Origin of the sequence: Paraburkholderia sp. (genome assembly GCF_036488795.1) — a bacterium.
Taxonomy (GTDB): domain Bacteria; phylum Pseudomonadota; class Gammaproteobacteria; order Burkholderiales; family Burkholderiaceae; genus Paraburkholderia.
Genome location: NZ_DASXHA010000131.1, coordinates 20,544 through 47,170, shown reverse-complemented (window position 1 = coordinate 47,170; position 26,627 = coordinate 20,544). Strand labels below are relative to the sequence as shown.

25 protein-coding genes and 1 tRNA gene are annotated in these 26,627 nt (G+C 62.8%); 7 read left to right on the top strand and 19 right to left on the bottom strand.

Going from position 1 to position 26,627, the window contains the following annotated elements; all coding sequences use genetic code 11:
* From ytpR to VGH41_RS19210, 12 genes are all read right to left on the bottom strand, one after another.
* A partial coding sequence (gene ytpR / locus VGH41_RS19265; protein ID WP_331599121.1) for a YtpR family tRNA-binding protein occupies positions 1–908 on the bottom strand: 908 nt, incomplete at its 3' end.
* Positions 909–1,081: 173 nt separating this feature from the next.
* A complete protein-coding gene (gene pheS / locus VGH41_RS19260; protein WP_331599120.1) occupies positions 1,082–2,095 on the bottom strand; it encodes a phenylalanine--tRNA ligase subunit alpha in 1,014 nt (337 codons plus the stop codon).
* Between the two features lie 158 nt (positions 2,096–2,253).
* Positions 2,254–2,613 carry a 50S ribosomal protein L20 gene (rplT, locus tag VGH41_RS19255; RefSeq protein ID WP_006052502.1) on the bottom strand — a complete coding sequence of 120 codons (360 nt, stop codon included), beginning with the start codon at positions 2,611–2,613 and terminating at the stop codon, positions 2,254–2,256.
* A gap of 29 nt (positions 2,614–2,642) precedes the next feature.
* Positions 2,643–2,840: a 50S ribosomal protein L35 gene (gene rpmI / locus VGH41_RS19250; RefSeq protein WP_006052501.1), complete on the bottom strand. Its 198-nt coding sequence runs from the start codon at positions 2,838–2,840 to the stop codon at positions 2,643–2,645.
* Between the two features lie 274 nt (positions 2,841–3,114).
* On the bottom strand, positions 3,115–3,639 hold the full coding sequence (gene infC, locus VGH41_RS19245) for a translation initiation factor IF-3 (RefSeq protein WP_075643713.1): 525 nt from the start codon (positions 3,637–3,639) through the stop codon (positions 3,115–3,117).
* A gap of 49 nt (positions 3,640–3,688) precedes the next feature.
* Complete coding sequence (gene thrS, locus VGH41_RS19240) at positions 3,689–5,596, bottom strand: threonine--tRNA ligase (protein WP_331599119.1); 1,908 nt, start codon at positions 5,594–5,596, stop codon at positions 3,689–3,691.
* Between the two features lie 260 nt (positions 5,597–5,856).
* Positions 5,857–5,933, bottom strand: a tRNA-Val gene (locus VGH41_RS19235).
* 128 nt (positions 5,934–6,061) lie between these two features.
* Entirely contained in the window at positions 6,062–8,305 is a 2,244-nt protein-coding gene (locus VGH41_RS19230) for a bifunctional (p)ppGpp synthetase/guanosine-3',5'-bis(diphosphate) 3'-pyrophosphohydrolase (RefSeq protein ID WP_331599118.1), read from the bottom strand.
* 57 nt (positions 8,306–8,362) lie between these two features.
* A complete protein-coding gene (locus tag VGH41_RS19225) occupies positions 8,363–8,716 on the bottom strand; it encodes a RidA family protein (protein ID WP_331599117.1) in 354 nt (117 codons plus the stop codon).
* Positions 8,717–8,816: 100 nt separating this feature from the next.
* Positions 8,817–9,737, bottom strand: coding sequence for an alpha/beta hydrolase (locus tag VGH41_RS19220; protein ID WP_331599116.1), 921 nt, complete (start codon positions 9,735–9,737; stop codon positions 8,817–8,819).
* A gap of 279 nt (positions 9,738–10,016) precedes the next feature.
* Positions 10,017–10,658, bottom strand: a complete 642-nt coding sequence (locus VGH41_RS19215; protein ID WP_331599115.1) for a CoA transferase subunit B — start codon at positions 10,656–10,658, stop codon at positions 10,017–10,019.
* Between the two features lie 2 nt (positions 10,659–10,660).
* The gene (locus VGH41_RS19210) at positions 10,661–11,365 is read right to left on the bottom strand and encodes a CoA transferase subunit A (protein WP_331599114.1); all 705 of its coding nucleotides are present in this window, start codon (positions 11,363–11,365) and stop codon (positions 10,661–10,663) included.
* A gap of 270 nt (positions 11,366–11,635) precedes the next feature.
* Between VGH41_RS19210 and VGH41_RS19205 the strand changes: the two genes are divergently transcribed.
* Positions 11,636–12,184 carry a LuxR C-terminal-related transcriptional regulator gene (locus VGH41_RS19205; protein ID WP_331599113.1) on the top strand — a complete coding sequence of 183 codons (549 nt, stop codon included), beginning with the start codon at positions 11,636–11,638 and terminating at the stop codon, positions 12,182–12,184.
* Positions 12,185–12,237: 53 nt separating this feature from the next.
* On the opposite strand, the gene VGH41_RS19200 is transcribed toward VGH41_RS19205, so the two are convergent.
* Positions 12,238–12,669, bottom strand: coding sequence for a thioesterase family protein (locus VGH41_RS19200; RefSeq protein WP_331599112.1), 432 nt, complete (start codon positions 12,667–12,669; stop codon positions 12,238–12,240).
* Between the two features lie 168 nt (positions 12,670–12,837).
* The gene (locus tag VGH41_RS19195) at positions 12,838–13,614 is read right to left on the bottom strand and encodes an SDR family oxidoreductase (protein WP_331599111.1); all 777 of its coding nucleotides are present in this window, start codon (positions 13,612–13,614) and stop codon (positions 12,838–12,840) included.
* 186 nt (positions 13,615–13,800) lie between these two features.
* On the opposite strand from VGH41_RS19195, the gene VGH41_RS19190 reads away from it, so the two are divergent.
* Positions 13,801–15,474 (top strand): electron transfer flavoprotein-ubiquinone oxidoreductase, encoded by a 1,674-nt coding sequence (locus VGH41_RS19190; protein ID WP_331599110.1) that lies wholly within the window; start codon positions 13,801–13,803, stop codon positions 15,472–15,474.
* A gap of 128 nt (positions 15,475–15,602) precedes the next feature.
* Here VGH41_RS19190 and VGH41_RS19185 read toward each other — a convergent pair whose 3' ends face one another.
* From VGH41_RS19185 to VGH41_RS19170, 4 genes are all read right to left on the bottom strand, one after another.
* Complete coding sequence (locus VGH41_RS19185; RefSeq protein WP_331599109.1) at positions 15,603–17,069, bottom strand: tetratricopeptide repeat protein; 1,467 nt, start codon at positions 17,067–17,069, stop codon at positions 15,603–15,605.
* 35 nt (positions 17,070–17,104) lie between these two features.
* Positions 17,105–18,205 (bottom strand): chorismate synthase, encoded by a 1,101-nt coding sequence (gene aroC / locus VGH41_RS19180; RefSeq protein WP_331599108.1) that lies wholly within the window; start codon positions 18,203–18,205, stop codon positions 17,105–17,107.
* A 128-nt stretch (positions 18,206–18,333) separates the two neighbouring features.
* Positions 18,334–20,271 carry an MFS transporter gene (locus VGH41_RS19175; RefSeq protein WP_331599107.1) on the bottom strand — a complete coding sequence of 646 codons (1,938 nt, stop codon included), beginning with the start codon at positions 20,269–20,271 and terminating at the stop codon, positions 18,334–18,336.
* 221 nt (positions 20,272–20,492) lie between these two features.
* Positions 20,493–20,951: a CBS domain-containing protein gene (locus tag VGH41_RS19170; RefSeq protein WP_331599106.1), complete on the bottom strand. Its 459-nt coding sequence runs from the start codon at positions 20,949–20,951 to the stop codon at positions 20,493–20,495.
* Between the two features lie 202 nt (positions 20,952–21,153).
* Here VGH41_RS19170 and VGH41_RS19165 point away from each other — a divergent pair, with 202 nt between their 5' ends.
* The 3 genes from VGH41_RS19165 to VGH41_RS19155 all read left to right on the top strand — a co-directional run bounded on the left by VGH41_RS19165 (position 21,154) and on the right by VGH41_RS19155 (position 23,858).
* Complete coding sequence (locus VGH41_RS19165) at positions 21,154–22,479, top strand: O-acetylhomoserine aminocarboxypropyltransferase (RefSeq protein ID WP_331599124.1); 1,326 nt, start codon at positions 21,154–21,156, stop codon at positions 22,477–22,479.
* Positions 22,476–23,306 (top strand): alpha/beta hydrolase, encoded by an 831-nt coding sequence (locus VGH41_RS19160; protein ID WP_331599105.1) that lies wholly within the window; start codon positions 22,476–22,478, stop codon positions 23,304–23,306. The genes VGH41_RS19165 and VGH41_RS19160 overlap by 4 nt, the downstream gene beginning before the upstream one ends.
* Before the next feature lie 231 nt (positions 23,307–23,537).
* Positions 23,538–23,858 carry an Mpo1-like protein gene (locus VGH41_RS19155; protein ID WP_331599123.1) on the top strand — a complete coding sequence of 107 codons (321 nt, stop codon included), beginning with the start codon at positions 23,538–23,540 and terminating at the stop codon, positions 23,856–23,858.
* Between the two features lie 68 nt (positions 23,859–23,926).
* On the opposite strand, the gene VGH41_RS19150 is transcribed toward VGH41_RS19155, so the two are convergent.
* On the bottom strand, positions 23,927–25,240 hold the full coding sequence (locus VGH41_RS19150; RefSeq protein WP_331599104.1) for a YihY family inner membrane protein: 1,314 nt from the start codon (positions 25,238–25,240) through the stop codon (positions 23,927–23,929).
* Between the two features lie 108 nt (positions 25,241–25,348).
* Between VGH41_RS19150 and wrbA the strand changes: the two genes are divergently transcribed.
* Positions 25,349–25,951, top strand: a complete 603-nt coding sequence (gene wrbA, locus VGH41_RS19145) for an NAD(P)H:quinone oxidoreductase (protein ID WP_331599103.1) — start codon at positions 25,349–25,351, stop codon at positions 25,949–25,951.
* Positions 25,952–26,124: 173 nt separating this feature from the next.
* Positions 26,125–26,622: a DUF2069 domain-containing protein gene (locus tag VGH41_RS19140; RefSeq protein ID WP_414696684.1), complete on the top strand. Its 498-nt coding sequence runs from the start codon at positions 26,125–26,127 to the stop codon at positions 26,620–26,622.
* The last annotated feature ends 5 nt before the right edge of the window (positions 26,623–26,627 follow it).

Here is a 26,627-nt window from a genome sequence, read left to right as displayed (position 1 = left end):
AGCTCGACCGTGTTGCCGTTCAGCAGCTTCAGCGTTTCGCCCTTGCGGCCCCAGCGCACGTCCATGCTGCCGTGGATCTTGTTCAGATCGAACACGTGCGACGGACGGCCGAGTTCAAGCATCACATAGTTCGAAATATCGACCAGCGCGGAGATGCTACGTTGACCCGAACGTTCGAGGCGCTGCACCATCCATTGCGGCGACTTCGCGCGCGCGTTCACGCGGCGAATCACCCGTCCCGAGAAACGGCCGCACAGATCCGGCGCGGAGATCTTCACCGGCAGCGTTTCGTTCAACGTGACCTTGACCGGCTTGATCTCGAGCGGGCGCAGTACTGCGCCGGTAATCGCCGACGTTTCGCGCGCCACGCCGAACACCGACAGACAGTCCGCCTTGTTCGGCGTCAGCTTGATTTCGAAGACGGTATCGTCGAGGTTCAGCGTCGCGCGAATATCCTGGCCAACCGGCGTATCTTCCGGCAGGATCATCAGGCCACTATGGTCTTCCGACAGCTTCAGTTCGCGCGCCGAGCACAACATGCCCTGGCTTTCCACGCCACGCAGCTTCGAGAGCCTGATCGCAAACGGCGCGCCGCCCTCTTCGGCCGGCGGCAGTTCGGCGCCCACCAGCGCGACCGGCACCTTGATGCCCGGCGCGACGTTCGGCGCACCGCATACGATCTGGAGCGTGGCGCCTGTGCCGGCGTCGACCTGACACACGTTGAGCTTGTCCGCGTCCGGGTGCTTCACGACCTCCAGAACGCGGCCGACAACGATCTTCCGGGTCGGCGGCGCGGCCGGCCGCAGCCCTTCGACTTCGAGGCCCGCCATCGTCAGCGCGTGCGATAGCTCGTCCGTCGTCATCTGCGGGTCGACAAAGCTTCTTAGCCAGGATTCCGGGAATTGCATGGTTCTGTGTACGTTCTGATCAGGTTAGTCCACGTCCGGCCGGTGCATCCGGTAACCACATTCTGGTCACCCGGCACCCTGCCGGTGGCACTGCTTGCGGCGCGCGCCTGCATCTGTGATGCCCGCGCGGCCGCCCTCGTTGCGCGTGACACGCGCAGTTGCGGCTTGAAGCGTTAAGCGAATTGCCGCAGGAAGCGCAGGTCGTTTTCAAAGAAGAGACGCAAGTCCTGCACGCCGTAGCGCAACATGGTCAGCCGCTCGAGACCGCTGCCGAATGCAAAGCCGATGTAGCGCTCCGGGTCGAGTCCCATGTTGCGGATCACCGTGGGGTGAACCTGGCCGGAACCCGAAATCTCAAGCCACTTGCCGGCGTTCTTGCCCGTTTCGAACAACATGTCGATCTCGGCCGACGGCTCGGTAAACGGAAAGTACGACGGACGAAAGCGTACCTGGATGTCGTCCCGTTCGAAGAATTTCTTGAGGAAGTCGGCGTAGACGCCCTTCAGGTCAGCGAAACTGACGTTCTCGTCGATCCACAGGCCTTCGACCTGATTGAACATGGGCGAGTGCGTGGCGTCGCTGTCCACGCGATACGTGCGGCCCGGTACGATCACCTTGATGGGCGGCGTATTGATGCGCGCATAGCGCACCTGCATTGGGCTGGTATGCGTGCGCAACAGCAGTTGCCGGCCGTCGGCATCTTTGCCGTCGACGTAGAACGTATCCTGCATCGAACGCGCCGGATGGTTTTCCGGGCTGTTCAAAGCGGTGAAGTTGTACCAGTCGGTTTCGATTTCGGGGCCGTCGGCCACGTCGAATCCAATGCTGCGGAAAATCTGTTCGACGCGTTCCCACGTGCGCATGACCGGGTGCAGACTGCCTGCTCCGATGCCGCGGCCGGGCAACGTGACGTCGATGGCTTCAGCGGCGAGGCGCTGGTTCAGGAGTGCGTCGGCAAGCGCCTGACGGCGCGCCGTCAAGGCGGCCTCAACCTGCTGCTTGACGAGGTTGATCCGCGCGCCTTCGGTCTTGCGCGTCTCGGGATCGAGTTTGCCAAGACCCTTCAACAGCTCGGTCAACGCACCCGATTTGCCGAGAAAGCGGGCTTTCTCGTTCTCGAGGGTGGTGACGTCGGAGGCTTGTTCGAAGGCTTTTTGCGCGTCAGCGACAATCTGGTCCAGATCCATTGATCCCATCATTTAAACGTCAGTGTTCAATCGATGCAAAACTGGTTCGACCAACAAAAAAGGGGCTCGGTGAGGAGCCCCGTTTTTGTTGCAGCGTCACCGAGACTACCGGATTTTCGCTGCAACGAACCACGCAGTTTTAATTGCCAAAAGCGCAATCAGGCTGCAACGGCGGCTTTCACCTGCTGAACGATCGCAGCAAAAGCAGCCTTGTCGAACACAGCCATGTCGGCCAGCACCTTGCGGTCAAGTTCGATCGAGGCCTTCTTCAGACCGTTGATGAACACGCTGTACGTCATGTCGTGCTGACGCACCGCCGCGTTGATACGCGTGATCCACAATGCACGGAACACACGCTTCTTGTTGCGGCGATCGCGGTAGGCGTACTGGCCTGCGCGCATGACCGCCTGCTTGGCGATGCGATAGACGTTATTGCGACGGCCGCGGTAACCCTTGGCCAGCTTGATGATCTTCTTGTGACGGGCCCGTGCGGTAACCCCACGTTTGACTCTAGGCATAATTAGCTCCTGTGAGTTTTAGTTAAGGGTTAAGCGAACGGCAGCATTGCGCGCACGGAGTTCAGATCGGAATCATGAACTGCCGTCGAACCGCGCAGATGGCGTTTGTTCTTGGTGGTTTTCTTGGTAAGAATGTGGCGCTTGAAGGCTTGACCGCGCTTGACGGTACCACCCGGACGCACCACGAAGCGCTTTGCAGCACTCTTCTTGGTCTTCATCTTAGGCATGACGAACAACTCCATTATTTGATGGATATGGGTGTGCGGTCGGCTTGAAAGCCATGACCCGCCCTTCGAAACCCATTCCACTTGGTATGCAGCTAGCCGATGTACCGGCCGCCGCTCTTTCAGGAAAGCGCCATTTGCATGGAGCGCATTCCGAAACCTGCTTTGCTCCGCCACACACGCGGCGAAGTACTGCTTCAATCCTGTTCGGCTCCGGCGCTCGCCTTGAGGCGCGCAGCCCGACAACCCAGCGATCCGGCAACTGCCGGAGCGCTGCTTACTTCTTTTTCTTCGGAGCAAGCACCATGATCATCTGGCGCCCTTCCATCTTCGGCATTTGCTCGACCTGACCGACTTCGTCCAGGTCAGTGCGCAGACGTTCAAGCATGCGCATACCGATTTCCTGGTGAGCCATTTCTCGGCCACGGAAACGCAACGTGATTTTCGTCTTGTCGCCATCTTCGAGGAAGCGGACGAGATTGCGCAGCTTGACGTTGTAGTCACCGTCGTCAGTACCCGGGCGGAATTTGACTTCCTTGACCTGGATGACCTTCTGCTTCAGTTTGGCCTCGTGCTGCTTCTTCGCTTCCTGGTACTTGAACTTGCCGTAGTCCATCAAGCGGCAAACCGGCGGGACCGCTTGCGGAGCGATTTCCACCAGATCCACGTCTTGCTGTTCCGACATCCGGAAAGCATCCGCGAGTTTCACGATGCCGAGCGGTTCGTTCTCGACTCCGACCAGACGCACCTCGGGTGCTGTAATTTCACCGTTGATGCGGTGCGCAGACTTATCAGTAGCGATGTTACGTTTCCTCTAAAAATTAAAAAAACGAGCCGCGCTGCCAGGTGGTTTACCTGAACGACTGCACGTCCTGGCGCAGACGCTCAATGAAGGCGCTGACGGGCATCACACCCATATCAACACCGCCACGGGCACGCACGGCTACCGTTTGGGCATCACGCTCTTTGTCGCCGACCACAAGGAGGTACGGGACCTTTTCCAGCGTGTGCTCGCGTATTTTATAGCTAATCTTCTCGTTGCGCAAATCGGCCTCTACTCTAACCCCTTGTTTTTGCAACGATTGGGCCAGAGATTGCGCATATTCGGCCTGACTTTCCGCGATATTCATCACCACCACCTGCATTGGCGCGAGCCATGCGGGCATCGCACCGGCATGGTGCTCGATCAGAATGCCGAGGAAGCGCTCCATTGATCCGACAATTGCCCGGTGCAGCATGATCGGGCGGCGACGGCTGTTGTCTTCCGCGACGTACTCGGCGCCAAGACGCTCCGGCAGCACCATATCCAGCTGCAACGTGCCGCATTGCCACGAGCGGCCAAGCGCGTCCTTGATGTGATATTCGACCTTCGGACCGTAGAAGGCGCCTTCGCCCGGCAGTTCTTCCCACGTGACGCCGCAGGCGGTCAGTGCGTCGCGCAGACCCTGCTCGGCACGATCCCACGTCTCATCGGTGCCGGCGCGCGCGTCGGGACGCAGCGACAGCTTGATCTCGACATTGTCGAAACCGAAGTCTTTATACACGCTCATGGCCAGCGTGTTGAACGCGATCGACTCGCTGATGAACTGGTCTTCAGTACAGAAAATGTGCGCGTCGTCTTGCACGAAACCCCGTACGCGCATTAAACCATGCAGCGCGCCCGACGATTCGTTGCGGTGACACGAGCCGAATTCCGCGTAACGCAGCGGCAGGTCGCGGTACGAACGCAGACCGTGATTGAACACCTGCACGTGACCCGGGCAGTTCATCGGCTTGATCGCGTAATCGCGCTTTTCCGATTCCGTCGTGAACATGTTTTCACGATAGTTCTGCCAGTGACCCGACGCCTCCCACAGCGAGCGGTCCATGATCATCGGCGTCTTGATCTCGAGATAGCCCGCGTCATTCACGCGCCGGCGCATGTACTGCTCGACCTGCTGCCAAAGCGTCCAGCCGCGCGGATGCCAGAACACCATGCCCGGCGACTCGTCCTGCATGTGGAACAGGTCGAGTTGCTTGCCGAGCTTGCGGTGATCGCGCTTCTCAGCTTCTTCGAGCATGTGCAGATACGCTTCCTGGTCTTCTTTCTTCGTCCAGGCCGTACCGTAAATACGCTGCAACTGTTCGTTCTTCGAATCGCCGCGCCAGTACGCACCGGCCACTTTCATCAGCTTGAAGACTTTCAGCTTGCCGGTGGACGGTACGTGCGGGCCGCGGCACAGATCCGTGAAGCCGCCGTGCGAATACAGCTTGATTTCGTCGGCAACGGGGATCGATTCGATGATCTCCGCCTTGTACTTTTCGCCAATGCTCTTGAAGTAGTCCACCGCTTCGTCACGCGATACCACGCGGCGCGAAACCGGCTCGTCTTTCTTCGAGAGTTCCTGCATGCGCTTTTCGATCTTTTCGAGATCTTCCGGCGTGAAGGGACGGTTGTACGCGAAGTCGTAGTAGAAGCCGTTGTCGATCACGGGCCCGATCGTGACCTGCGCCTCCGGATAAAGGTCCTTGACCGCGTAGGCAAGCAAGTGCGCCGTTGAGTGACGAATGATGTCGAGGCCGTCGGCGTCTTTTTCCGTGACGATCGCAAGCGACACGTCATGATCGATCAGCGCTGATGTGTCGACCAGTTCGCCATCAATCTTGCCGCCCAGCGCAGCCTTTGCAAGGCCAGGGCCGATGGAAGCCGCCACTTCGGCGACGGTCACCGGATGCTCGTATTGTCGAACTGAACCGTCAGGCAGACGTATCGAAACCATTGCGTTCTCCGTAGTGCCGGCCGGCGGCAGCACATGCAACATGCAGATGAAAAAGCATCAAGACGAAAAAAATGCGGCCCCGCTTTCGAGGGGCCGCATTCACATTTCAAGCAACTACAAGGGCGAAAGTGGTCCTCGACTAGCGTCGTTCCGAAGTGGTCTCGGTCAACGTTCGCGGTGTCATAACCGTATTCGCCTTTTGCGCCAAGGCGCTTGCTACATCTCTTGAAACCCCGGCAAAACCGACGTTTCTTTTTCGTTGGTAGGCTCGATTGGACTCGAACCAACGACCCCCACCATGTCAAGGTGGTGCTCTAACCAGCTGAGCTACGAGCCTGAAGAAACGAGATTATATGGAGCCCCACATCGCTTGGCAAGTACTTTTGTACGGCGACACTGAAAATTACCGCTACGCCTAATCGACACCCGAATCGATCCTGCAACCAACCCAACCTGCCCCGCGCATCACGACTTGCGCGATGCGCGCAGCACACCCGTGACTTCGCCGAGCAACGTACACGCGCGCTGAATCTGCGCCGCGCTCGACACCTCGACGGTGAACTGCATGAATGCGGCATTGCGACGCGTCTGCGTCTTTACGCCAATCACATTCATCTTCTCGCGCGCGAATACTTCTGAGATATCGCGCAGCAAGCCTTGGCGGTCCGTGGCGTCGATCGTCAGGTCGACGGGGTACACCGACCGCCCCTGTCCACTCATCACGTCTGCGGACCAAGCGGTCTCCAGCACGCGTTCCGGCGCGCGTTCGGCCATGCGCCGAAACGTCGGGCAGTCGCTACGGTGAACCGACATGCCCTTGCCGCGCGTGACGAATCCGCTGATGCCGTCCGGCGGCGCCGGGCGGCAGCAGCGCGCCAGTTGCGTCAGCAAGGCATCGACCCCGACCACCAGCACGCCTGTCGACGCACCGTGCGCGACGCTCGATCCACTACTGCGCTTCTCGAACTGCTCGGGCGCCTCGATGACCGGCTCGGGCGGCGGCGCGTCCTGCAATGCCTGCTCGACCTGGCGCAGACTGAACTCTTCCTTGCCGACTACCGAGAACAGATCGTCGGTGGTCTTGAAGCCCAGCTTCGACGCAAGCTGATCGAGGTTGACGGAAGTCTTGCCTTCACGCTGCAGCGTCTTTTCGACCATCGCACGGCCGTTGGCGATGTTCTCCTGCAACTCGACTGCGTTGAACCACGCACGCACCTTCTGGCGCGCCCGCGGACTATATAGATAGCCAAGCTGCGGATTGATCCAGTCGCGCGACGGGCCGCCCTCCTTGACCGCGACGATCTCGACCGTCTGCCCGTTTTGCAGCGGCGTGTTGAGCGGTACCATCGCGCCGTCGACGCGCGCGCCACGGCAACGATGACCCAGTTCGCTGTGCAGGTGATACGCGAAGTCAACCGGCGTTGCACCTTGCGGCAACGGAATCACGCGGGCTTGCGGCGTGAGCACATAGATGTGGTCGTCGTCGAAGGTGGCCTGGCGCAACTGCTCCCACGGCTTCGCCGCGCGCTTTTCGCCATGCTCGCCCTCGGACACGTCGTCCTTCCACGCCAGCAACTGGCGCAGCCACGCAATCTTCTCGTCGTACTTTTCGCTGGCGGTGACCTGGCCGCCGTAGCCGCGCGCACCGGCTTCCTTGTAGCGCCAGTGCGCCGCGACGCCGTACTCGGCGAACTGATGCATTTCCTGGGTACGAATCTGCACTTCGAATGCGCGGCCGTCGTCGCCGATCACCACCGTATGCAGTGATTTGTAGCCGTTGGGCTTGGGTCGCGAGATGTAGTCGTCGAATTCTCGCGGTACCGGTTGCCACAGGTTGTGCACGATGCCGAGCACCGTGTAGCAATCCTTGATATCCGGCACGATCACGCGAAACGCACGCACGTCGTAGAGCTCGGAGAAGTCGAGCTCCTTGCCGCGCATCTTGCGCCAGATGCTATAGATGTGCTTTGGCCGCCCGCTGACTTCGGCGCGAATATTCGCCACCGCGAGCTCGTGTTGCAGCCGTGCGATCGCCTCGGCCACGTAGGTTTCACGCTCGACGCGCTTCTCGTCCAGCAGCTTCGCGATGCGCTTGTATGTGGCAGGCTCTTCGAAGCGCAGCGCGAGGTCTTCCAGCTCCCACTTCAGTTGCCAGATGCCCAGACGATTCGCGAGCGGCGCGTAAATATCGAGCGTCTCGCGTGCGACGTCTGGCGACGGGGTGATCTTCGCCGCCGCGTAGTAACGCAGCGACTGCAGCCGCGATGCAAGCCGGATCAGCACCACGCGAATGTCTTGTGCGAACGCGAGCAGCATCTTGCGCAGCGCCTCGACCTGCGCGCGGCGCGCCGCCTGCGCATCGCGCCCGGCTTCGGGAATCGCGTTCTGCGCGGCGCGCAAACTGACCGTGCCGAGGCGCAGCAATTTGCGCACGTCGCCCACGAGTTGCGCAACCTCTTCACCGAAATTATCGGCAATCACGCGCTCGGGGTCCTGCAGATGCGGCGTCAGCGCAAACAATGCCGCCGCCAGCACCGCTGGCGGATCGACATTGAGTGTGCGCATGATCGCCGCCGTACCTGCTGCGTGATCCGCCAGCAACTCTCCCGACGACAGCCGCGCCTCGCCCGCGTGTTCCCGCACGAACGCCATCGCTTCGTCGAAGGAAGGGATGGGAGCCACTGCGGTCGTAACGGTATCGGTATTCATGGTGCGACGGCCCACCGGGCCAGACGGATCAACAGGGGTTCAACAAAAGACTTCGGTTTAGCTGCGCTGTGCGGCCACGACCACGACTTCGACGAGGCACTTCGGGTTGGCGAGCTTCGCTTCCACGGTTGCGCGCGGCGGCGTGGCGCCCTGTGCAACCCACTCGTCCCACACCGCGTTCATGCCCGCAAAGTGGACCATGTCGGAGATGAAGATCTGCACCGACAGCAGATGCGACTTGTCGCTGTTTGCTTCAGCAAGCAGACGGTCGATGTGGCCCAACACTTCGCGCGTCTGGCCGGTGATGTCCTGATCCGCGTCCTCGGCGATCTGACCCGCGAGGTAGACGGTGCCGTTGTACACAGCGATTTCGGAGAGCCGCTTGCCGACGTGGTGACGAATGACTGCCATGAAATTTCCTGGTGGTGGTTAAATTTGGGGAATGCATTTCGCATCGCGCACGCCAGACAAGGGTGCAAAAAACACGCAGAACGCGACGCGAAACTTCATATTATGACGCCTGTGCAGCCGGCCCGATAAAGAAGCGGCGTGCAATGTCGATCTGCTCCGCACTCAGAAAGGCCGGCGCGTGTCCTACGCCGGGTATCTCGACGCTCGACACATGCTTGCCCTGCTCGACCATCTTCGCCACGGTTTCGCGTGACAGCAGATCCGATTGCTCGCCGCGCACCACCAGCACCGGGCCGGGAATTGCGGCCAGCGCGCGCCACAGCGCAGCTTCGCCGGCCGCGGCCATTTCTTCCGTGGTGGCGGCAAACGGCTGGGCGATGCGAGGGTCGTAGCGGAATTGCCAGGCGCCGTCGCGTTCCTGGATGAGCGGCGTGTTGATCTCGCGCCATTCCTGCGGCGTCAACGGTCCGAACGACTGCGCCAGCAACGCGGCGTAGTCGATGCCCTGCTGCAGACTCTCGAAACGCACCGGCTTGCCGAGGTAGTCGCCAATGCGCGCCACCGCAGCCGGTTCGAGATGCGGTCCGACGTCGTTTAGCAGCATCTTCTGGATGGGCGAGTCCGGCAGGCCTGCGAGTCCCATTCCGATCAGGCCGCCCATCGACGTGCCGAACCAGTCCACTTTCTCCACGTCGAGCCGCGCGATCAACGTCACCATATCCGCGACGTATTGAGGCACGACGTAATAGTTGGGGGCGTTGAGCCAGGATGAAAGCCCTCGCCCCACCACATCGGGACACACCACGCGGTAGGTACGCGCGAACGCCGCGGCCAACCTGTCGAAATCGCGCCCGGACCGGGTCAGGCCGTGCACGCACAGCAGCACGCGCGGATTGGCCGGATCGCCCCACTCAGTGTAAGCAACGCGATGCAAGCCCGCCGGGCTCGCACATTGCACGAACCGTTGGCGGGGCGCGGCCAGATCAGCGGCGAAGGATGGAGCGGAGGACAAAGCGGTCATCGGATTTTCCTTGTTAAGGCGCAACCATGAACCAGGCAGCGCTACCACGCAAAAGCCACGCGAGCCACACAAGCCACACAAGCCACAACAAGGCGCAGGTCAAAAGGCATCAAACGTGTAGAAGATTGTAAACCGCTTTGCCGCGCGGCAAGGATCGGCCGGACGGCATAGGACAAACGCCCGGCACAAAAAGCAAAACGGGCGAAGACTTGCGTCTCGCCCGCTCAGTTTCAGTCGCCGCCAGTCAAACGGCGGCAGTCCTGACACACCACCCGAAGCTCAGCTCACGCCGCTCACATCGAGCGGCGCGCCGGTCTTGGCCTTGATCTCATCCACGGTCACGCCCGGTGCCAGTTCGATCAGCTTCAGGCCATCCGCCGTCACTTCGATCACGCCGAGGTCCGTGATGATCTGGTCGACCACGCCCACGCCCGTCAGCGGCAGCGTGCATTCTTCGAGAATCTTGTGCTGGTCGCCCTTCGCGACGTGCTCCATCAGCACCACGACGCGCTTGACACCCGCCACCAGATCCATCGCGCCGCCCATGCCCTTGATCATCTTGCCCGGGATCATCCAGTTGGCCAGATCGCCCTTTTTGCTGATCTGCATGGCGCCCAGAATGGCCAGGTTGATGTGGCCGCCGCGAATCATCGCGAACGAATCCGCCGACGAGAAAATCGACGAACCCGGCAGCGTGGTGACCGTCTGCTTGCCGGCGTTGATGAGGTCTGCGTCCACTTCCTCTTCAGTCGGCGACGGGCCGATTCCGAGCAGGCCGTTTTCCGACTGCAGCCAAACCTCGACGCCCGCCGGCACGTGGTTCGCCACCAGCGTGGGCAGTCCGATACCCAGGTTCACGTAAAAGCCGTCCTGCAATTCGCGCGCCGCGCGCGCGGCCATTTCGTCACGAGTCCATGCCATGATCAAGCTCCTTTCGCGCGCACAATGCGTTGTTCGATGCGTTTCTCCGGATGCGCATTCAGCACGACACGCTGCACGAAGATACCCGGCGTATGGATCGCGTCCGGATCGAGTTCGCCGACTTCCACGATTTCCTCGACCTCGGCGACCGTGATCCTGCCCGCCATTGCGCACATCGGGTTGAAGTTGCGCGCGGTGCGGCGATAGATCAGGTTGCCCGACTTGTCGGCCTTCCACGCCTTGACGAGCGCGACGTCGGCGGTCAGCGAATGTTCGAGCACGTAATGGTTCTCGCCGAACTGGCGGGTTTCCTTGCCCTCCGCGATCAGCGTGCCGTAACCGGTATTCGTGAAGAACGCCGGAATTCCCGAACCGCCGGCGCGCAGCTTTTCGGCGAGCGTGCCCTGGGGTGTGAATTCCAGTTCGAGTTCGCCGGCCAGGTACTGGCGTTCGAATTCCTTGTTTTCGCCCACATACGACGAGATCATCTTCTTGATCTGCCGCGTTTCGAGCAGCAGGCCAAGGCCAAAACCGTCGACGCCCGCGTTATTGCTGATGCAGGTGATGCCTTTTACGCCCGAATCGCGCAACGCCGCGATCAGCGCCTCCGGAATGCCGCACAAGCCAAAGCCGCCGACGGCGAATGTCTGCCCGTCCTTGACGATGTCCTTGAGCGCGGCAGCCGCGCCTGGATAGACCTTGTTCATCAATGTGTCCCTTCCTTTATGGAAACCCGTAATCCGGATCGGTGCGATGGAATCATAATGGCCCGCGGTGAATACCGAGGCAAGCCTCGGCCCGGAAGCCTCATTCTAGTCATCTGCGGCCGGCCTTGTGCTGAAACGCCACCCTCGGCGCCGCGCCCGTCCGCATACGACATCGCAACCTCGTGCTGGTTCGAAAGGGTACGATGCGCGGGCCATGCGGCACAATACGCAAAAGTACATAAGTGATTTGCCGCCCCTCTCCTTTCCGTCATGCCCGCATTGGATTACCAGACCGCCTTTCATCTTGCGCCGATCGGCCTCGTGCTCTCGCGCGAGCGCTTCATCGAGGATTGCAACGACCAGCTGGCGTCGATTTTCGGCTGCGCGCGCGAGGCGCTGCTCGGCCAGTCGTTTCAGGTGCTGTATCCGTCAGCGGACGAATTCGAGCGGATCGGCGCGCGCATCCCGCCCATCATGACGGCGCAGGGCAGCTACGCCGACGACCGGATCATGAAGCGCGCCAACGGCGAATTGTTCTGGTGTCACGTGACGGGCCGCTCGCTCGAGCGCGATGCGCCGCACGCAGCGGGCGTATGGACCTTCGAGGATCTGAGCGCGACGCGGCGCGTCGCGGTCGAACTGACGCCGCGCGAGCGTGAGATCGCCGCGCAACTGGTAACGGGTAAAACCAGCAAGCAGATCGGCCGGGTGCTGGACATCAGCTCGCGCACGGTGGACGTTTACCGGGCGCGGCTGATGCGCAAGTACGACACGGGCAACGCGACTGAACTGCTGCAACGGCTGCTCGGGCATGGATAAGGCATTGACGGCCAACGAGCAGACCGTCAGCCGTGCGGGCGGCTACGCTGCCCTTACGAGGCCTTGACCAATACCGCGTTTTCGATGGTCGAGCGCAGCAGATCCGGAATCGGCACCGACTTGCCCGCCGCGTAGTCGATCCACACGCAGCGCGCCTGCCCGCGGGCGTAGACGGTCGTCGGATCGTCGCCGCGGGTCAGTTCAAAACCGGTATCGAAACTGCTGCGGCCCGGGGTGCCGACCGACATGCGGCCAATCACGTCGCCCGGGTAATGGAGCTGCTTGAGGAATTCCATGGACGCATTGACGATCACGGGCCCCTGCCCCTCGCCATTGCCGCCGGCAATGCCGAGCAGTTCGAACCACGAAATGCGCACCTGCTCCATGTAGCGAAAATAGACCGTGTTGTTCACATGGCCAAATGCGTCCATGTCGCCCCAACGGATCGGCATGGACATCTCAAAAACGGGGTGATAGTCGTTCATCGTACTTCTTCTGCGGGTTAAAACGGGTGTGCGGCAAAGCTGCACGAGGGGGTGCGCGCCAGGCTCGCAAGTCGAATACGAGTGGCGCGCGGGTCAGGCAGGCTGCGTGATCGTCGCGGACGTGGCGAATGTGTGGGCTGGAGCCAATTACCATGGCTACGGCGGCCCTTAGCAGAGTCCGAAGCCGTCGTCGGCGGCGATGATCGAGCCGTTGATAAACTGCGATTCGTCGGCGGCCAGCAGCAGCAGCAAGCCGTCCAGGTCTTCCGGCTGGCCGACGCGGTGACGCGGCAGCAGGGAAACCAGCTTTTGCCCCTGATCGGTCGACCAGTGGTGGTGATTGATTTCCGTATCGATATAGCCCGGGCAGATGGCGTTTACATTGATACCGTGTTTGCCCCATTCCTGCGCCATCGCCTTCGTCATGTGGACCACTGCGGCCTTGCTCATCGAAAACAGGCCGATCTGCGGCAGCACGCGCAATCCCGCCACGGACGCGATATTGATGATCCGGTACGACGGTTTCTGGCCGCCGTTGCCGCGCATGATCATGCGTTTGGCCACTTCCTGGGCCACGAAGAAAGCGCCGCGCGTGTTGGTATCGAAGATATATTCGAAGTCCGCAGGCGTGACTTCCGACAGCTTCTGGGTAGTCGAGACGCCCGAGTTATTCACCAGAATGTCGATGGTGCCCGCTTCCGTCTCGGCATGCGCGACGGCGGCCTTGATGCTCTGGTAATCGGTTACATCGAGCGAAACGACATGCGCGGCGCCGCCGGATGCCTCGATCTCGGCGCGCAGTTCCTTCAGGCGTTCGGTGCGGCGGCTCGCCAGCACGACTTTCGCGCCCGCTTGCGACAGGACCTGAGCGAAACGTTTGCCCAGTCCGCTCGAGGCGCCGGTAATCAGCGCCACCTTGCCTTCCAGATTGATCGAACGGCCCATTGTGGTTACCTTGTTCGGTTGGGTTAGGGATGCGGCGAGGCCGCGAGCATACGTGGAAACCCGGGCAAGACCCTATCACAAAAATAGAACGATCGTGCTAATCTCTGTTCATTGGGTTGCGGCGCAGGAACCCTTCGCCCACAATACGATCCCGAAAAAAGCATTCTAACGGTAAGAGGAGCATCAATGACCCCCGCAAGTCTCATTGAGCAGTACGGCCCGCGTGAGTCGATGGAATATGACGTGGTGGTGGTCGGCGGCGGCCCCGCCGGCCTGTCCGCGGCGATCCGTCTGAAGCAGCTGGCGCAGGAGAAGGGTGCCGAGATCGGCGTCTGCGTACTGGAAAAGGGCTCGGAGATCGGTGCGCATATCCTCTCCGGCGCGGTCATGGACCCGCGCGCGCTGAACGAACTGATTCCGGACTGGAAGGACAAGGGCGCGCCGCTGGACGTCGAAGTGACCGAGGACCGCTTCCTGTTTCTCTCAGAAGCCGGCGCGAAGTCGGTGCCCAACTGGGCGCTGCCGGATAACTTCAAGAATCACGGTAACTACGTCATCAGCCTGGCGAACGTCACGCGCTGGCTGGGCCAGCAGGCCGAGGCGCTGGGCGTCGAAATCTTCCCGGGCTTCCCGGCTGCTGAAATTCTGTACCACGAAGACGGCTCGGTGAAGGGCGTCGCCACCGGCAATCTGGGCATCGGCAAGGACGGCCAGCCCACCGAGAACTTCCAGCTCGGCATGGAGCTGCACGCCAGATACACGCTGTTCTGCGAAGGCGCGCGCGGTCATCTGGGCCGTCAGCTCAACGACAGGTTCAAGCTGCGCGACGGCGTCGATCCGCAGGTCTACGGCATCGGCATCAAGGAACTGTGGGAAATCGATCCGGCGAAGCACAAGCCGGGTCTGGTGATCCACACGGCGGGCTGGCCTTTGGAGTCCGACACCTACGGCGGCTCGTTCCTCTATCACCTGGACAACAACCAGGTGATGGTCGGCTTCGTGGTGGGCCTCGGTTATTCGAACCCGTACCTGTCGCCGTTCGAGGAATTCCAGCGCTACAAGACGCATCCGGCGATCCGCGCGTTCCTCGAAGGCGGCAAGCGTGTGTCGTACGGCGCGCGCGCCATCACGGCGGGTGGCCTGATGTCGCTGCCGAAGCTGGTGTTCCCCGGCGGCGCGCTGGTCGGCGACGACGCGGGTTTCCTGAACGCGTCGCGCATCAAGGGTTCGCACGCCGCGATCAAGACCGGCATGCTGGCCGCCGAAGCAGCCTTCGACGCCGTCCAGGCCGGCCGTCAGTCGGATGTGCTCAATGCTTATCCGGAAGCGTTCAAGACCTCGTGGCTGCACACCGAGCTGTACCGTGCCCGTAACTTCAAGCAGTGGATGAGCAAGGGCCTGTACCTGGGCACGCTAATGGTGGGCATCGAGCAGAAACTGCTGGGCGGTAACGTGCCCTGGACGCTGCATCACCAGCATTCGGATCACGAGATGCTGCGGCCCGCGTCGCAGAGCAAGCCGATCGTGTATCCGAAGCCCGATGGCAAGCTGACGTTCGACCGGCTCTCTTCGGTGTTCATCTCGAACACGAATCACGAAGAGAACCAGCCGGCGCACCTGACGCTGAAAGATCCTTCAGTGCCGGTGAACGTGAACCTGCACACCTATGCAGGACCGGAGGCGCGTTACTGCCCGGCGGCGGTGTATGAGTTCGTGAAGAACGACGACGGCAGCGAGCGCCTCGTGATCAACGCGCAGAACTGCGTGCACTGCAAGACCTGCGACATCAAGGACCCGACGCAGAACATCGTGTGGGTCACGCCGGAAGGCGGTGGCGGGCCGAATTATCCGAACATGTGACGCGCTGGCCGCTTGCGGCGTAAATGAGCGCCGAAGCAACAGAAACCGCGTTGGAAACTCAAAGCGCCGCATTTTGCGGCGCTTTTTTTTGCGTGACGGAGTGTGGTTCGATTTAGCTTCAGATGCACTTAGCGCGCCGCGAATTTCTGCAACCGCTCGCGCACCTTTGCCAGCACAGGCGCCCACGCGCCGATTGCCGGCTGACGGAACAGTTCGACCGAGTCATACCAAGGCGTGCGCTGCGTCTCACCACCCCAAAACCAAGCCGACACGTGATCGATCATCAGACAGGTCGGCACGCCGAGCGCGCCAGCAAGATGCGCCGGACCGCTATCGATGGTCACCACCAGGTCGAGATTTGCGAGCACTGCGGCGACATCGTCGAAACCGGCTTCGAATTGCCCGGTGGGATCGACGATCACGATGCCGCGCGCGCGCCATGGCTCGACCGTTGCGGCGCGCCCGGGCGAAAGCGCGAAGTACGTCACGCCCGGGATGCCCAGCAGGGCTTCGAATTGTTCGACCGGCACTGAACGGCGTGCGTCGCGAATGTGCTGCGGGTTGCCGTTCCAGACGAGCCCCACCTTGAGCGTCCGTCCTGCCATCTGTTCGACGCGCCCGCGCCATACCGCGGCACGCGCCGGATCGGCGCTCAGATAGGCGCCGCCCCAGCCGGCCGGATCGGTCACGCCGAGCCGCAGCGGCAAACTCATCAAGCCGCAATGAAAATCGGGCCGCGTTTCAAGGCTGGTTTCGAGCGCAATGTCAGGCGGCAGCATCCGTTCGAACAGATGCCGCAGCGGTCCGTCGTGGCCGAAGATCACCCGCCCACCTTCGCGCCGCGCGCGCCCGGCCAGCGCCGGCAGAAAGCGCGCTGCCCACAGGCAGTCGCCATTGCCCTGCTCGCCGTAGACGACCAGTGTTTTGCCCGTCAGCGATTCACCCTGCCAGTACGCGCTGATTTCACCGAGCGCGCGGTGCGCGTCGTTCAGGTCGTCGCCAAACGCGATACGCGAATCGTAATGTGGCCAGCCATCGGCATAGCGGCCGGCGCGTATCTCCAACTCCGACAGATCGAACAGCGCATGGGCACTGTTCGGCGACAGTTCGAGCACGCGCCGTAGCAGTGCTTCTGCTTCGGCAAAGCGGCCCTGCTCCTTCACGCACAACGCCAACTTGTGGAGTGCCACTGGATTGCCCGGCACGATACGTACGGCCTCACGCAACAGGTGCTCGGCTTCGTCGAAGTTGTCGGCTGCCTGAACGGCGGCCGCGCGCCAGATGAACGCGTTGGCATCGGCGGCGTCGTGGGTAAGCAGAAGCGCCGTAGCGGAATCGACCAGAGCCCAGTCGCGCACGATGAACGCGGTTTGCGCGATGGTATGCAGCAACGCGGGATCGCAGGAAGGATCGAGTTGATACGCGCGCACCAACGCGCCGAGGGCTTCACGCCGGCGCTCGCGATTGCGCTCCGCCGCTCGCCACGCGGTTTGCCCGAATGCGAGCCAGTCGGCGGCGCCGGCGTCCGGCATGGCGACGCGGGCGCGTAACTGCGCCACCGCGTCACCGGCCGGCGGTGTGTAGGAGTCGATCATTGAAGCGTTCCGGCCTGAAACCGCGGCGATGCTCGTTACGGCGCGCTGGCCGCGATTTTCGGCGTCGCGACCGTCACGTCGCCGCATTGCGCGCGATGACGCAGCGCATGGTCGATCAGCACCAGCGCCAGCATGGCCTCGGCGATCGGCGTAGCGCGAATGCCGACGCACGGATCATGACGTCCGAACGTTTCGACGACGACCGGCTGACCGGCCTTGTCGATTGAACGGCGCGGTGTGCGAATGCTGGAGGTGGGCTTGATGGCGATAGACACGGTGATGTCCTGCCCCGTCGAAATGCCGCCGAGCACGCCGCCCGCGTGATTGCCGACGAAGCCCTCCGGCGTCAGCTCGTCGCCGTGCACCGAGCCGCGTTGCGCGATGCTGGCGAAGCCCGCGCCGATCTCGACGCCCTTCACCGCGTTGATGCCCATCATGGCGTGGGCGATATCGGCGTCGATGCGGTCGAACAGCGGCTCGCCGAGACCGACCGGCACGCCCGAGGCGACCACATTGATGCGCGCGCCGATGGAGTCGCCGTCTTTGCGCAGCGCGTCCATATACGCTTCAAGCTGCGGCACGATGTCCGCGTTCGGTGCGAAGAACGGGTTTTCGCGCACGTGCGACCAGTCGACAAACGGCACGTCGATCTCACCGAGTGCCGCCATATAGGCGCGAATCTCGGTGCCGCAACGTTCGCGCAGCCATTTCTTCGCCACCGCGCCCGCCGCGACGGTAGGCGCGGTCAGACGCGCGGACGAACGCCCGCCGCCCCGATAGTCGCGAACGCCGTATTTCTGCCAGTAGGTGTAGTCGGCGTGCCCGGGACGGAAGGTGTCGGCGATATTGCCGTAGTCCTTGCTGCGCTGGTCGGTGTTTCGGATCAACAGCGCGATCGGCGCGCCGGTGGTCACCCCCTCGAACACGCCCGACAGAATCTCGACCTTGTCCTCTTCCTTGCGCTGCGTGACGTGCCGCGACGTGCCCGGTTTGCGGCGGTCGAGTTCGAACTGAATGTCTTCTTCGACGAGTGCCATACCCGGCGGGCAGCCATCGATCACACAGCCGATAGCGGGACCGTGCGATTCGCCAAAGGTCGTGACAGTGAAAAGCGTACCAAGCGTATTGCCGGACATGAGCGTCGTCCAAAGAGATGCGGGGAAAGCACTATTATGCCAGCGCGCCCGCCGACGAGGGCCGCGCCGCACGGACGTTGGCCGATCGGCCAAGACGTGGCGCGGTGCGACACAGGGGTCCCCAGACGCTATTTCCGCGCGCCGCGCAACTGTGTGACGATCTCCTGCAGCGCTTCCGGCGTGACCGACGCCGGATCGAGCGGCTCGCCGACCGCCAGCGTGAGCCGGCTCATCACGCCCTTTTGCACCGGCCGCGGCCAGCGCGCGTCGGTCGCGCGCGAGAACACGCTGCCCCACAGTCCACGCAAGGCCATGGGCACGACCGGCGCCGGCGTGCGGCGGATGATCTCGGTCACACCGTGCCGGAAAGGATTCACGTCGCCCGTTCTGGTCAGCTTGCCTTCCGGAAAGATACAGACCAGATCGCCTTGGGCCAGCGCCTGCGCACAGGTTTCGTAAGCCCGCTTGAGCATCTGCGGGTCTTCATGCGCTGGCGCGATCGGAATGGCCTTTGCATGGCGGAACACCCAACCGGCGAACGGCGACCTGAAGATTCGATGGTCCATCACGAAGCGAATCGGCCGCGGGCTTTCGGCCATCACGACGATGGCATCCACGTAGCTCACGTGATTGCACACCAGCACGGCGGCGCCCTCTTCCGGAATGCGCTCGGCATGCACGAGGCGGATCCGGTAGAAGGTATGCACCAGCACCCACGCGATAAAGCGCAGCAAGAACTCCGGCACCAGCGAGTAGATGTACGCGGCCACCACGATATTGAGCAGCGCGGTGACGAGAAAAATACCCGGAATGCTGACGCCCGCCGAGGTGAGCGCAATGGCCATCAGCGACGAGACGATCATGAACAGCGAATTCAGAATGTTGTTCGCGGCGATGATGCGCGCCCGGTGGCTCGGCTGGCTACGGCTCTGGATCAGCGCGTAGAGCGGCACGCTGTAGAAGCCGCCGAACATGGCCAGCAGGAACAGGTCGGCCAGCACGCGCCAGTGCGCGGACACCGTGAGAAATTCGCCTACGCTCAACAGATGTCCCGGCGAAGGCAGCGCGTGACTGGCGAAGAACAGATCGATACCGAACACACTCATGCCGATCGAGCCGAGCGGCACCAGCCCAATTTCGACGCGCCGCTTCGACAGGCGCTCGCACAGCAGCGAACCGAGGCCGATACCAATCGAAAACGTGCCGAGCAGGACCGTCACGACATCCGGATTCGCCGACAGCACGTCTTTTGCGAAGGTGAAAAACGACGACAGAAAGATGGCCCCGACAAACCACAGCCACGAAATGCCCAACAGGCTCAGGAACACCGTGCGATTCTCGCGCGCAATCTTCAGATTGCGCCAGGTTTCGCTGACCGGATTCCAGTTGATCTTCAGGTCCGGCTGCGGCGCCGGCGTAGGCGGCACGAACGCGGAAATGGTGCGCCCCACCAGCGCGATCGCGACGCAGGCGCAAGCCAGCACCACCGCGCCATGCTGAACGAAACCCGCCGCTTCTCCGCCGATGATCGTGCCGAGCAGAATCGCGACGAACGTGCCCATTTCAACCATGCCGTTACCGCCCACCAGTTCGCTCTTTCCCAGGTGCTGCGGCAGGTACGAATACTTGACGGGTCCAAACAGTGTTGAGTGGACGCCCATCAGAAACGTGCATAGATACAGCAGGGGCGCGCTATGCATCAGGAAGCCCGCCCCGCCGATCAGCATCACGCCGATCTCGAACGTCTTCACAAAGCGCGTGAGCATCGCCTTGTCGTATTTATCCGCAATCTGGCCGGAGGTGGCGGAAAACAGCACGAACGGCAGAATGAAAATAGCCGAAATGAGGAACGCGGCGGTCTTCGCGTCGACGCCGGAAAACCGCGCTGTCTGATAGGTGACAAGCGAAGTAAAACCGATCTTGAACACGTTGTCGTTCATCGCACCGAGGAACTGCGTCCAGAAAAACGGCGCGAAACGGCGCTCGCCCAGCAAGCGGAACTGGGACTCATGGGGGTCGCCACTGTGGGCAGCGCGCCGGGCGGCGGGTAACGGACGATCGCTCATGTAGCTGGGGCTATGGGCAAGAAAGCTGAGTCCTGCACCGTAAGGACGAAAAAAAGGCGCACGCTTTCGCGCACGCCTTCGATCAATAGCTCAGGCTTATAGCAGCCGAATGTGGCAGCAAGATGGCGAGCGCAGGCGCTGCGGCCAGTTTGCGCGGCGCCGGCTGTGAAAGCGCGCCGGCCCGGTCAAAGCTCCGGACGCACACTCGTGCACTCGCCGGCTCAGCGCGCCTGCTGCGGCTCCTGCTCTTCCGGCCAATCGCGAATGTAGGCCTTGAGCATGCGGTTTTCGAACCCTTGCTCTTCGACGACTGCCTTTGCGACGTCGTAGAACGAGATGACGCCCATGAGCGCGCGGCTTTCCATGACCGGCAGATAGCGCACGTGATGCTCCAGCATCATGCGGCGCACCTCGTTCACATCCGTTTCCGGCGTGCAGGTGAGCGGGTGGTCGTCCATGACCTTGCGGATGGTGGCCGTACCGACGCTGCCATTGTGCTTGCTCAGTGTCAGGATGATTTCGCGGAAGGTCAGCATGCCGACCAGATCGCCGTATTCCATGACGACCAGCGAGCCAATGTCGTGGTCCGCCATGGCGTCCACTGCATCGCTCAGCGGCGTGTCCGGGGTGACGGTGAAAAGGGTGTTGCCCTTCACCTTGAGAATGTCGCTGACTCGCATGATTGTCTCCGGCCGTTAATACATGACTGTCTTTCGATCCTAGCGGAAAGGTCCGTAAAAGGAAAGCGGGCTGCCAACCAGCGCTGCGCAGGCGCGGCAGCACGCCGCACCGGGAAAACCGGACTTGTCGCCGATAGCCCCGGTGATACGATGGCCCCCACTTTCACCCTTCGCGGAGCCGCCCGTGGCTTCGCCGCCCAGGATGTCCGCCAACCGTTTCGACACGCTTGCGCTGCATGCCGGTGCCGCGCCCGACCCCACCACCGGCGCGCGCGCCACGCCGATCTACCAGACCACCTCCTTCACATTCCGCGACACCGACCACGCCGCCGCGCTGTTCAATATGGAACGCGCCGGCCACGTGTATTCGCGGATCTCCAATCCGACCGTGGCCGTCTTCGAGGAGCGCGTCGCGGCGCTGGAGAACGGCGCCGGCGCGATCGGCACGGCGAGCGGTCAGGCCGCGCTGCATCTGGCGATCGCGACGCTGATGGGCGCGGGCTCGCATATCGTCGCCTCGAGCGCGTTGTACGGCGGCTCGCACAATCTGCTGAGCTATACGCTGCGCCGCTTCGGCATTGAAACCAGCTTCGTCAAACCGGGCGATCTGGCCGGCTGGCGCGCCGCGCTGCGCCCCAACACCCGGCTGCTGTTCGGCGAGACGCTCGGCAATCCAGGACTGGATGTACTCGATATTGCCGCCGTTGCCGACATCGCCCACGGCCACCGTGTACCGCTGCTGGTCGATTCCACCTTCACGACGCCGTACCTGCTCAAGCCATTCGAGCACGGCGCCGACTTCATCTATCACTCGGCGACCAAATTCCTCGGCGGCCACGGCACGACCATCGGCGGCGTACTGGTTGACGGCGGCACCTTCGATTTCGAGGCCTCCGGCCGATTCCCCGAATTCACCGAGCCGTACGAGGGCTTCCATGGCATGGTGTTCGCCGAGGAAAGCAGCGTCGCGCCGTTTCTGCTGCGCGCCCGCCGCGAGGGCCTGCGCGACTTCGGCGCGTGTCTGCACCCGCAGGCTGCGTGGCAACTGCTGCAGGGCATCGAAACGCTGCCGCTGCGCATGGAGCGCCACGTCGCGAACACCCGCAAGGTAGTCGAATTTCTCGCGGCGCACGCGGCGGTCGAATCGGTCGCCTATCCCGAACTGCCGTCGCATCCTGACCATGCGCTGGCCAGACGCCTGTTGCCACGCGGCGCGGGCGCCGTGTTCAGCTTCAACCTGCGGGGCGATCGCGCAGCCGGACGCAGCTTCATCGAGGCGCTGGCGTTGTTCTCGCACCTTGCGAACGTCGGCGACGCGCGCTCGCTCGTCATTCATCCCGCCTCCACGACGCATTTCCGCATGGACCCAGCGGCGCTCGCCGCAGCCGGCATTGCGGAGGGCACGATTCGCCTTTCGATTGGCCTCGAAGACCCTGACGATCTGATCGACGACCTCAAACGCGCGCTCAAGGCGGCGCAGAAGGTCACGCAGAATGCGACTGGCGGCTCGCGCAAGGAGTCCGCATGATCTTCGACGTTCGCGGCACACCCGCCTACGCCTACACCGGCGGCAAACCCTTCGACCCGCAATTGCCCACTGCCGTGTTTATCCACGGCGCCGAGCACGACCATAGCGTGTGGGCGCTGCAAACCCGCTACTTCGCGCATCACGGCTTCGGCGTGCTGGCGGTCGATCTGCCCGGGCATCGCCGCAGCGCCGGACCGGCGCTCACCAGCGTTGCCGCGCTGGCCGACTGGCTGGCGGCGCTCCTCGACGCCGCGGGCGTGACGCGAGCCTGCCTGATCGGCCACAGCATGGGCTCGCTGATCGCGCTCGACTTCGCGGCGCGCTACCCGCAGCGCGCGACCGGCCTGGCGCTAGTGGCCACCGCCGTGCCGATGACCGTATCCGACGCCCTGCTCGACGCTGCGCTCAAGCGTGAGCCGGAGGCAATCGACATGGTCAATCAATGGTCGCATTCGACGCTCGCCGCCAAGCCCTCCTGCCCAGCTCCCGGCTTCTGGCTGCACGGCATGAACCAGCGCCTGATGGAGCGTGTCTCTGCCGCCGGCGAGCCGAACCTGTTCCATCTCGAGTTCAGCGCCTGCAACCAGTACGCAGACGGCCTCACTCGCGCCGCCCAGGTACGCTGTCCGGTGCGGCTGATCGTCGGGCGGCGCGACGTGATGACCCCACCGCGCGCCGCGCAGGCACTTGTCAAAGCGCTGGCGCAAGCCAGCGTGCCGGTCGACACGGTCACCCTCGATGCCGGCCATGCGCTGATGAGCGAGCAACCGGACGCAACCCTCGATGCACTCTTCAGCTTTGCCTCGCACGCTGTGCCCGTCCAGTAAGGTCAACGATAACGCCGTTGCGGGCGCCGCGCCATCGGCCGAATGGCCAGGTTGCGCGGCGTCGTCGATAGCCGCACAATGGTTTCAAGCCCGCACCCGCGTGAATCAACGGGTGCAGCGAGGGTTGTTGAAGGGGGAAGCCGGCGTACCGCTGCACAGACATCGCGTGCAGTCAGTCAGCAAAGGTGCGGCGGGCACAAAAAGTGTCAAGGCAGCGTAACGGAGGCCATGATGGCTCAAACCGCGCATACCCATCACTTCGCGAGTTTCGCGGAGTTTTATCCGTTTTACCTCGAAGAGCACCGCAACCTGGTGTCGCGACGGCTGCATTTTGTGGGCTCGCTCGGTGTCATCGGCTGCCTGGCCATGGCGCTCGCCACCGGCGACTGGTTATGGCTGCCGGCCGCGCTCGTGAGCGGCTACGGGTGCGCGTGGATCGGCCACTTCTTCTTCGAGAAGAACCGCCCCGCCACGTTCCGGCACCCCATCTACAGCCTGATGGGCGACTGGGTAATGTTCAAGGACGTCTGCACGGGCAAGATTTCGCTCTAGCCTGCGCACATCAGCCGTGCGCCACAGCTGCAGCGCCTGACACCCGCCATTCGGACAGCCGCGTCGGCTCACGCCGTCTGATGAGGCATCGAAGCGCTGCGCCCTTCGGCTTCGGCCGCGCGCGCCGCGCGAACCGAAGCCCGCAGGGCGAGCAACGACGCAAGCGAGACGCTCATCTTCTCGTTCTCGAGCGCGGCGAGGAGTGTTGCGCCGTCCACGCGGGTCGAATCCAGATTCAACTGATATTCGAGTTCCGCGTGATCGATGACGAACAGCTCGAAGAGGCGCGCCACCGTCACCTGGTTCGGATTGGCGAGCAGCAGAAAACACGGACGCGTCCCGTCTTCCTGCAGACGCACAATCCATTCGATCTCCTCCAGCTTGTCGAGAAGATGGGTGGTGGTGTCCATATCGCGGCGTAGCATGCGTGCCAGGTCTTGCAGCGTATAGCCGCGCTTGCCGGCTTCACGTGCCTCGCAGAGCCGCGCCAGCAGTTCGAGTGCGTCGAACAGGTCGCTTCCGGCAAAGCGCGGCCGGTGAAACTGGCCGATGCGGATGGCCGGCAACGCCGAGGCCACCATCGCGCCAGCCAGGGTGATGAACCAGCTCAGGTACATCCACAGCAGAAACATCGGCACGGTGGCAAACGCGCCGTACACGGCGGTGTAAGTCGGAATGCGGCGGACGTAGTAACCGAAGCCGCGTTTGGCCAGCTCGAAGGCAATCGCGGCACCCAGCCCGCCCACCACCGCGTCGCGCCACTCCACGCGGCAATTCGGCAGGTAGACGTAAAGCATGGTGAAAGCGAGCGCCGTAAGCGGCAGCGCAGCGCCGGTCAGCGCCCAGTCGATCACGGGGGTGATGCGCTGGGCGGCGCTGAACTCCATCGAGCGAGTGAACAGATAGGAGGTCAGCGAAAGGCTGAAACCGATCAGAATCGGCCCGAGCGTGATGATGGCCCAGTACACCAGTACGCGCTGCGCGAACGGCCGCGGCTTGCGTACACGCCAGATGACGTTGAAGGCCGACTCGACCGTCATCATGGTCATCACCGAAGTGAGGAACAGGACGATCATCCCCATCGTCGTCAGGCCTTTGGCCTTAGAGGCGAACTGGTTGAGATATTTGAAAATCTGGTCGTTGAACTGGGTGGGCATCAGATGATCGGCGAGGAAGGCCTGCAGCGACATCTGAAACGAACCGAAGATAGGAAAGGCGGTAAACAGCGCGAATGCGACGGTTGCCAGCGGCACGAGCGAAAGCATCGTGGTGAACGTGAGACTGCCGGCCACCTGCGGAATGCGATCTTCGCCGCTGCGCTGCGCGGCGAATTGCGCGAGGCGTTTAAGCGAGTCGAGATCGAAACGCACTCTGGACAACAAACCCCACCTCCTTCGCCTTCGTGAACCTGCCGCACCGCGCGCCGAATGCCCGCGAGCCGCCTGTGCTGTGGACCCAGCCCCTATAATACCCGTTCACCAAAAAGGCCTATGAAAGACATCCTCGTGCTCTACTACAGCCGTTACGGCGCTACGCGCGAGCTCGCGCTGGCGATCGCACACGGCGTCGACAGCGTCCCGGGCATGCAGGCGCGCGTGCGCACCGTACCGCCCGTCTCGACGGTCTGCGAGGCGACCCAGCCGGACATCCCTGCAGAAGGTCCGCCCTACGTCGAGTTGCGCGATCTCGAAGAATGCGCCGGCCTCGCGCTCGGCTCGCCCACCCGTTTCGGCAATATGGCCGCGGCGCTCAAATACTTTCTCGACGGCACCACGCCGCAATGGCTGTCCGGGGCGCTCGCCGGCAAGCCGGCGTGCGTGTTCACGTCGACCGGCAGTCTGCACGGTGGCCAGGAATCCACTCTGCTGTCAATGATGCTGCCGCTCCTGCATCACGGCATGCTGATTGTCGGCATCCCGTACACCGAAAGCACCCTGACTACCACGCAAACCGGCGGCACGCCCTATGGCGCATCGCACTTTGCGAGAGCCGACTCTGCTGACCACGGCATCTCCGCCGACGAAAAAACGCTCGCCGTCGCGCTTGGCGTGCGCGTTGCGCGGACGGCCGCAGCCATGAGCGAGCGTCCGTGAACCGACCCGAGACGGCATCGTCGCCGCGTGTGTCGACGGCATCAGCGGCCGCCGAGGCCAGTGTGACTTCCGGCGACGCCACGGCTTCGCCCGCGGGTGCGGGTGCGGCCTCGGCCTCGGCTCTGACTGCGACCGCGGCTTCGGCCACGCCTTCGACTTCGCCTTCGACTTCGATCGCGACTTCGACCACGCCGTCGACTTCGACCACGCCGTCGCCTTCGACCGCGCCGTCGCCTTCGACCGCGCCTTCGGCGCCCCCACCCACAGCCGTATCACCGCCGCTACCGCCGTCGCCGCGCCGCCTCGCGGCCTGCGGCGCATCAGCCACGCTAGCCGCGCTCATTCTGCTTTCAGCCGCGTGGGAATGGTGGCTCGCGCCGCTGCGGCCGGGCGGCAGCGCGCTCGTGCTGAAGGCGCTGCCACTCCTGCTGGCGCTGCCCGGCGTGCTGCGCCACAGGCTATATACGCTGCAATGGGCATCGATGCTGATCCTGCTGTATTTCGCGGAAGGTATCGTGCGCGGCATGAGCGAGCACGGCCTGTCCGCGCAGCTCGCCTGGCTCGAAACCCTGCTCGCGCTGGTGTTCTTCGCATGCGCGCTCGCCTACGTCGCCCCGTTCAAACAGGCGGCGAAGCGCGCAAGGCGGAACGCCGCAACCCAATCTGATTGATCGAC

Bases quoted from the DNA above. Each gene is read 5' to 3' on its own strand.
- VGH41_RS19210 (WP_331599114.1), bottom strand. From the start codon at position 11,365: ATGAACAAGGTCTATCCAGGCGCGGCTGCCGCGCTCAAGGACATCGTC.
- VGH41_RS19155 (WP_331599123.1), top strand. From the start codon at position 23,538: ATGGCTCAAACCGCGCATACCCATCACTTCGCGAGTTTCGCGGAGTTT.
- VGH41_RS19160 (WP_331599105.1), top strand. From the start codon at position 22,476: ATGATCTTCGACGTTCGCGGCACACCCGCCTACGCCTACACCGGCGGC.
- VGH41_RS19170 (WP_331599106.1), bottom strand. From the start codon at position 20,951: ATGCGAGTCAGCGACATTCTCAAGGTGAAGGGCAACACCCTTTTCACC.
- pheS (WP_331599120.1), bottom strand. From the start codon at position 2,095: ATGGATCTGGACCAGATTGTCGCTGACGCGCAAAAAGCCTTCGAACAA.
- VGH41_RS19185 (WP_331599109.1), bottom strand. From the start codon at position 17,069: ATGATCGACTCCTACACACCGCCGGCCGGTGACGCGGTGGCGCAGTTA.
- rpmI (WP_006052501.1), bottom strand. From the start codon at position 2,840: ATGCCTAAGATGAAGACCAAGAAGAGTGCTGCAAAGCGCTTCGTGGTG.
- VGH41_RS19205 (WP_331599113.1), top strand. From the start codon at position 11,636: ATGCCCGCATTGGATTACCAGACCGCCTTTCATCTTGCGCCGATCGGC.
- rplT (WP_006052502.1), bottom strand. From the start codon at position 2,613: ATGCCTAGAGTCAAACGTGGGGTTACCGCACGGGCCCGTCACAAGAAG.
- VGH41_RS19200 (WP_331599112.1), bottom strand. From the start codon at position 12,669: ATGAACGACTATCACCCCGTTTTTGAGATGTCCATGCCGATCCGTTGG.
- thrS (WP_331599119.1), bottom strand. From the start codon at position 5,596: ATGGTTTCGATACGTCTGCCTGACGGTTCAGTTCGACAATACGAGCAT.
- aroC (WP_331599108.1), bottom strand. From the start codon at position 18,205: ATGTCCGGCAATACGCTTGGTACGCTTTTCACTGTCACGACCTTTGGC.
- wrbA (WP_331599103.1), top strand. From the start codon at position 25,349: ATGAAAGACATCCTCGTGCTCTACTACAGCCGTTACGGCGCTACGCGC.
- VGH41_RS19230 (WP_331599118.1), bottom strand. From the start codon at position 8,305: ATGAATACCGATACCGTTACGACCGCAGTGGCTCCCATCCCTTCCTTC.
- VGH41_RS19190 (WP_331599110.1), top strand. From the start codon at position 13,801: ATGACCCCCGCAAGTCTCATTGAGCAGTACGGCCCGCGTGAGTCGATG.
- VGH41_RS19175 (WP_331599107.1), bottom strand. From the start codon at position 20,271: ATGAGCGATCGTCCGTTACCCGCCGCCCGGCGCGCTGCCCACAGTGGC.
- VGH41_RS19215 (WP_331599115.1), bottom strand. From the start codon at position 10,658: ATGGCATGGACTCGTGACGAAATGGCCGCGCGCGCGGCGCGCGAATTG.
- VGH41_RS19165 (WP_331599124.1), top strand. From the start codon at position 21,154: ATGTCCGCCAACCGTTTCGACACGCTTGCGCTGCATGCCGGTGCCGCG.
- VGH41_RS19195 (WP_331599111.1), bottom strand. From the start codon at position 13,614: ATGGGCCGTTCGATCAATCTGGAAGGCAAGGTGGCGCTGATTACCGGC.
- VGH41_RS19225 (WP_331599117.1), bottom strand. From the start codon at position 8,716: ATGGCAGTCATTCGTCACCACGTCGGCAAGCGGCTCTCCGAAATCGCT.
- VGH41_RS19220 (WP_331599116.1), bottom strand. From the start codon at position 9,737: ATGACCGCTTTGTCCTCCGCTCCATCCTTCGCCGCTGATCTGGCCGCG.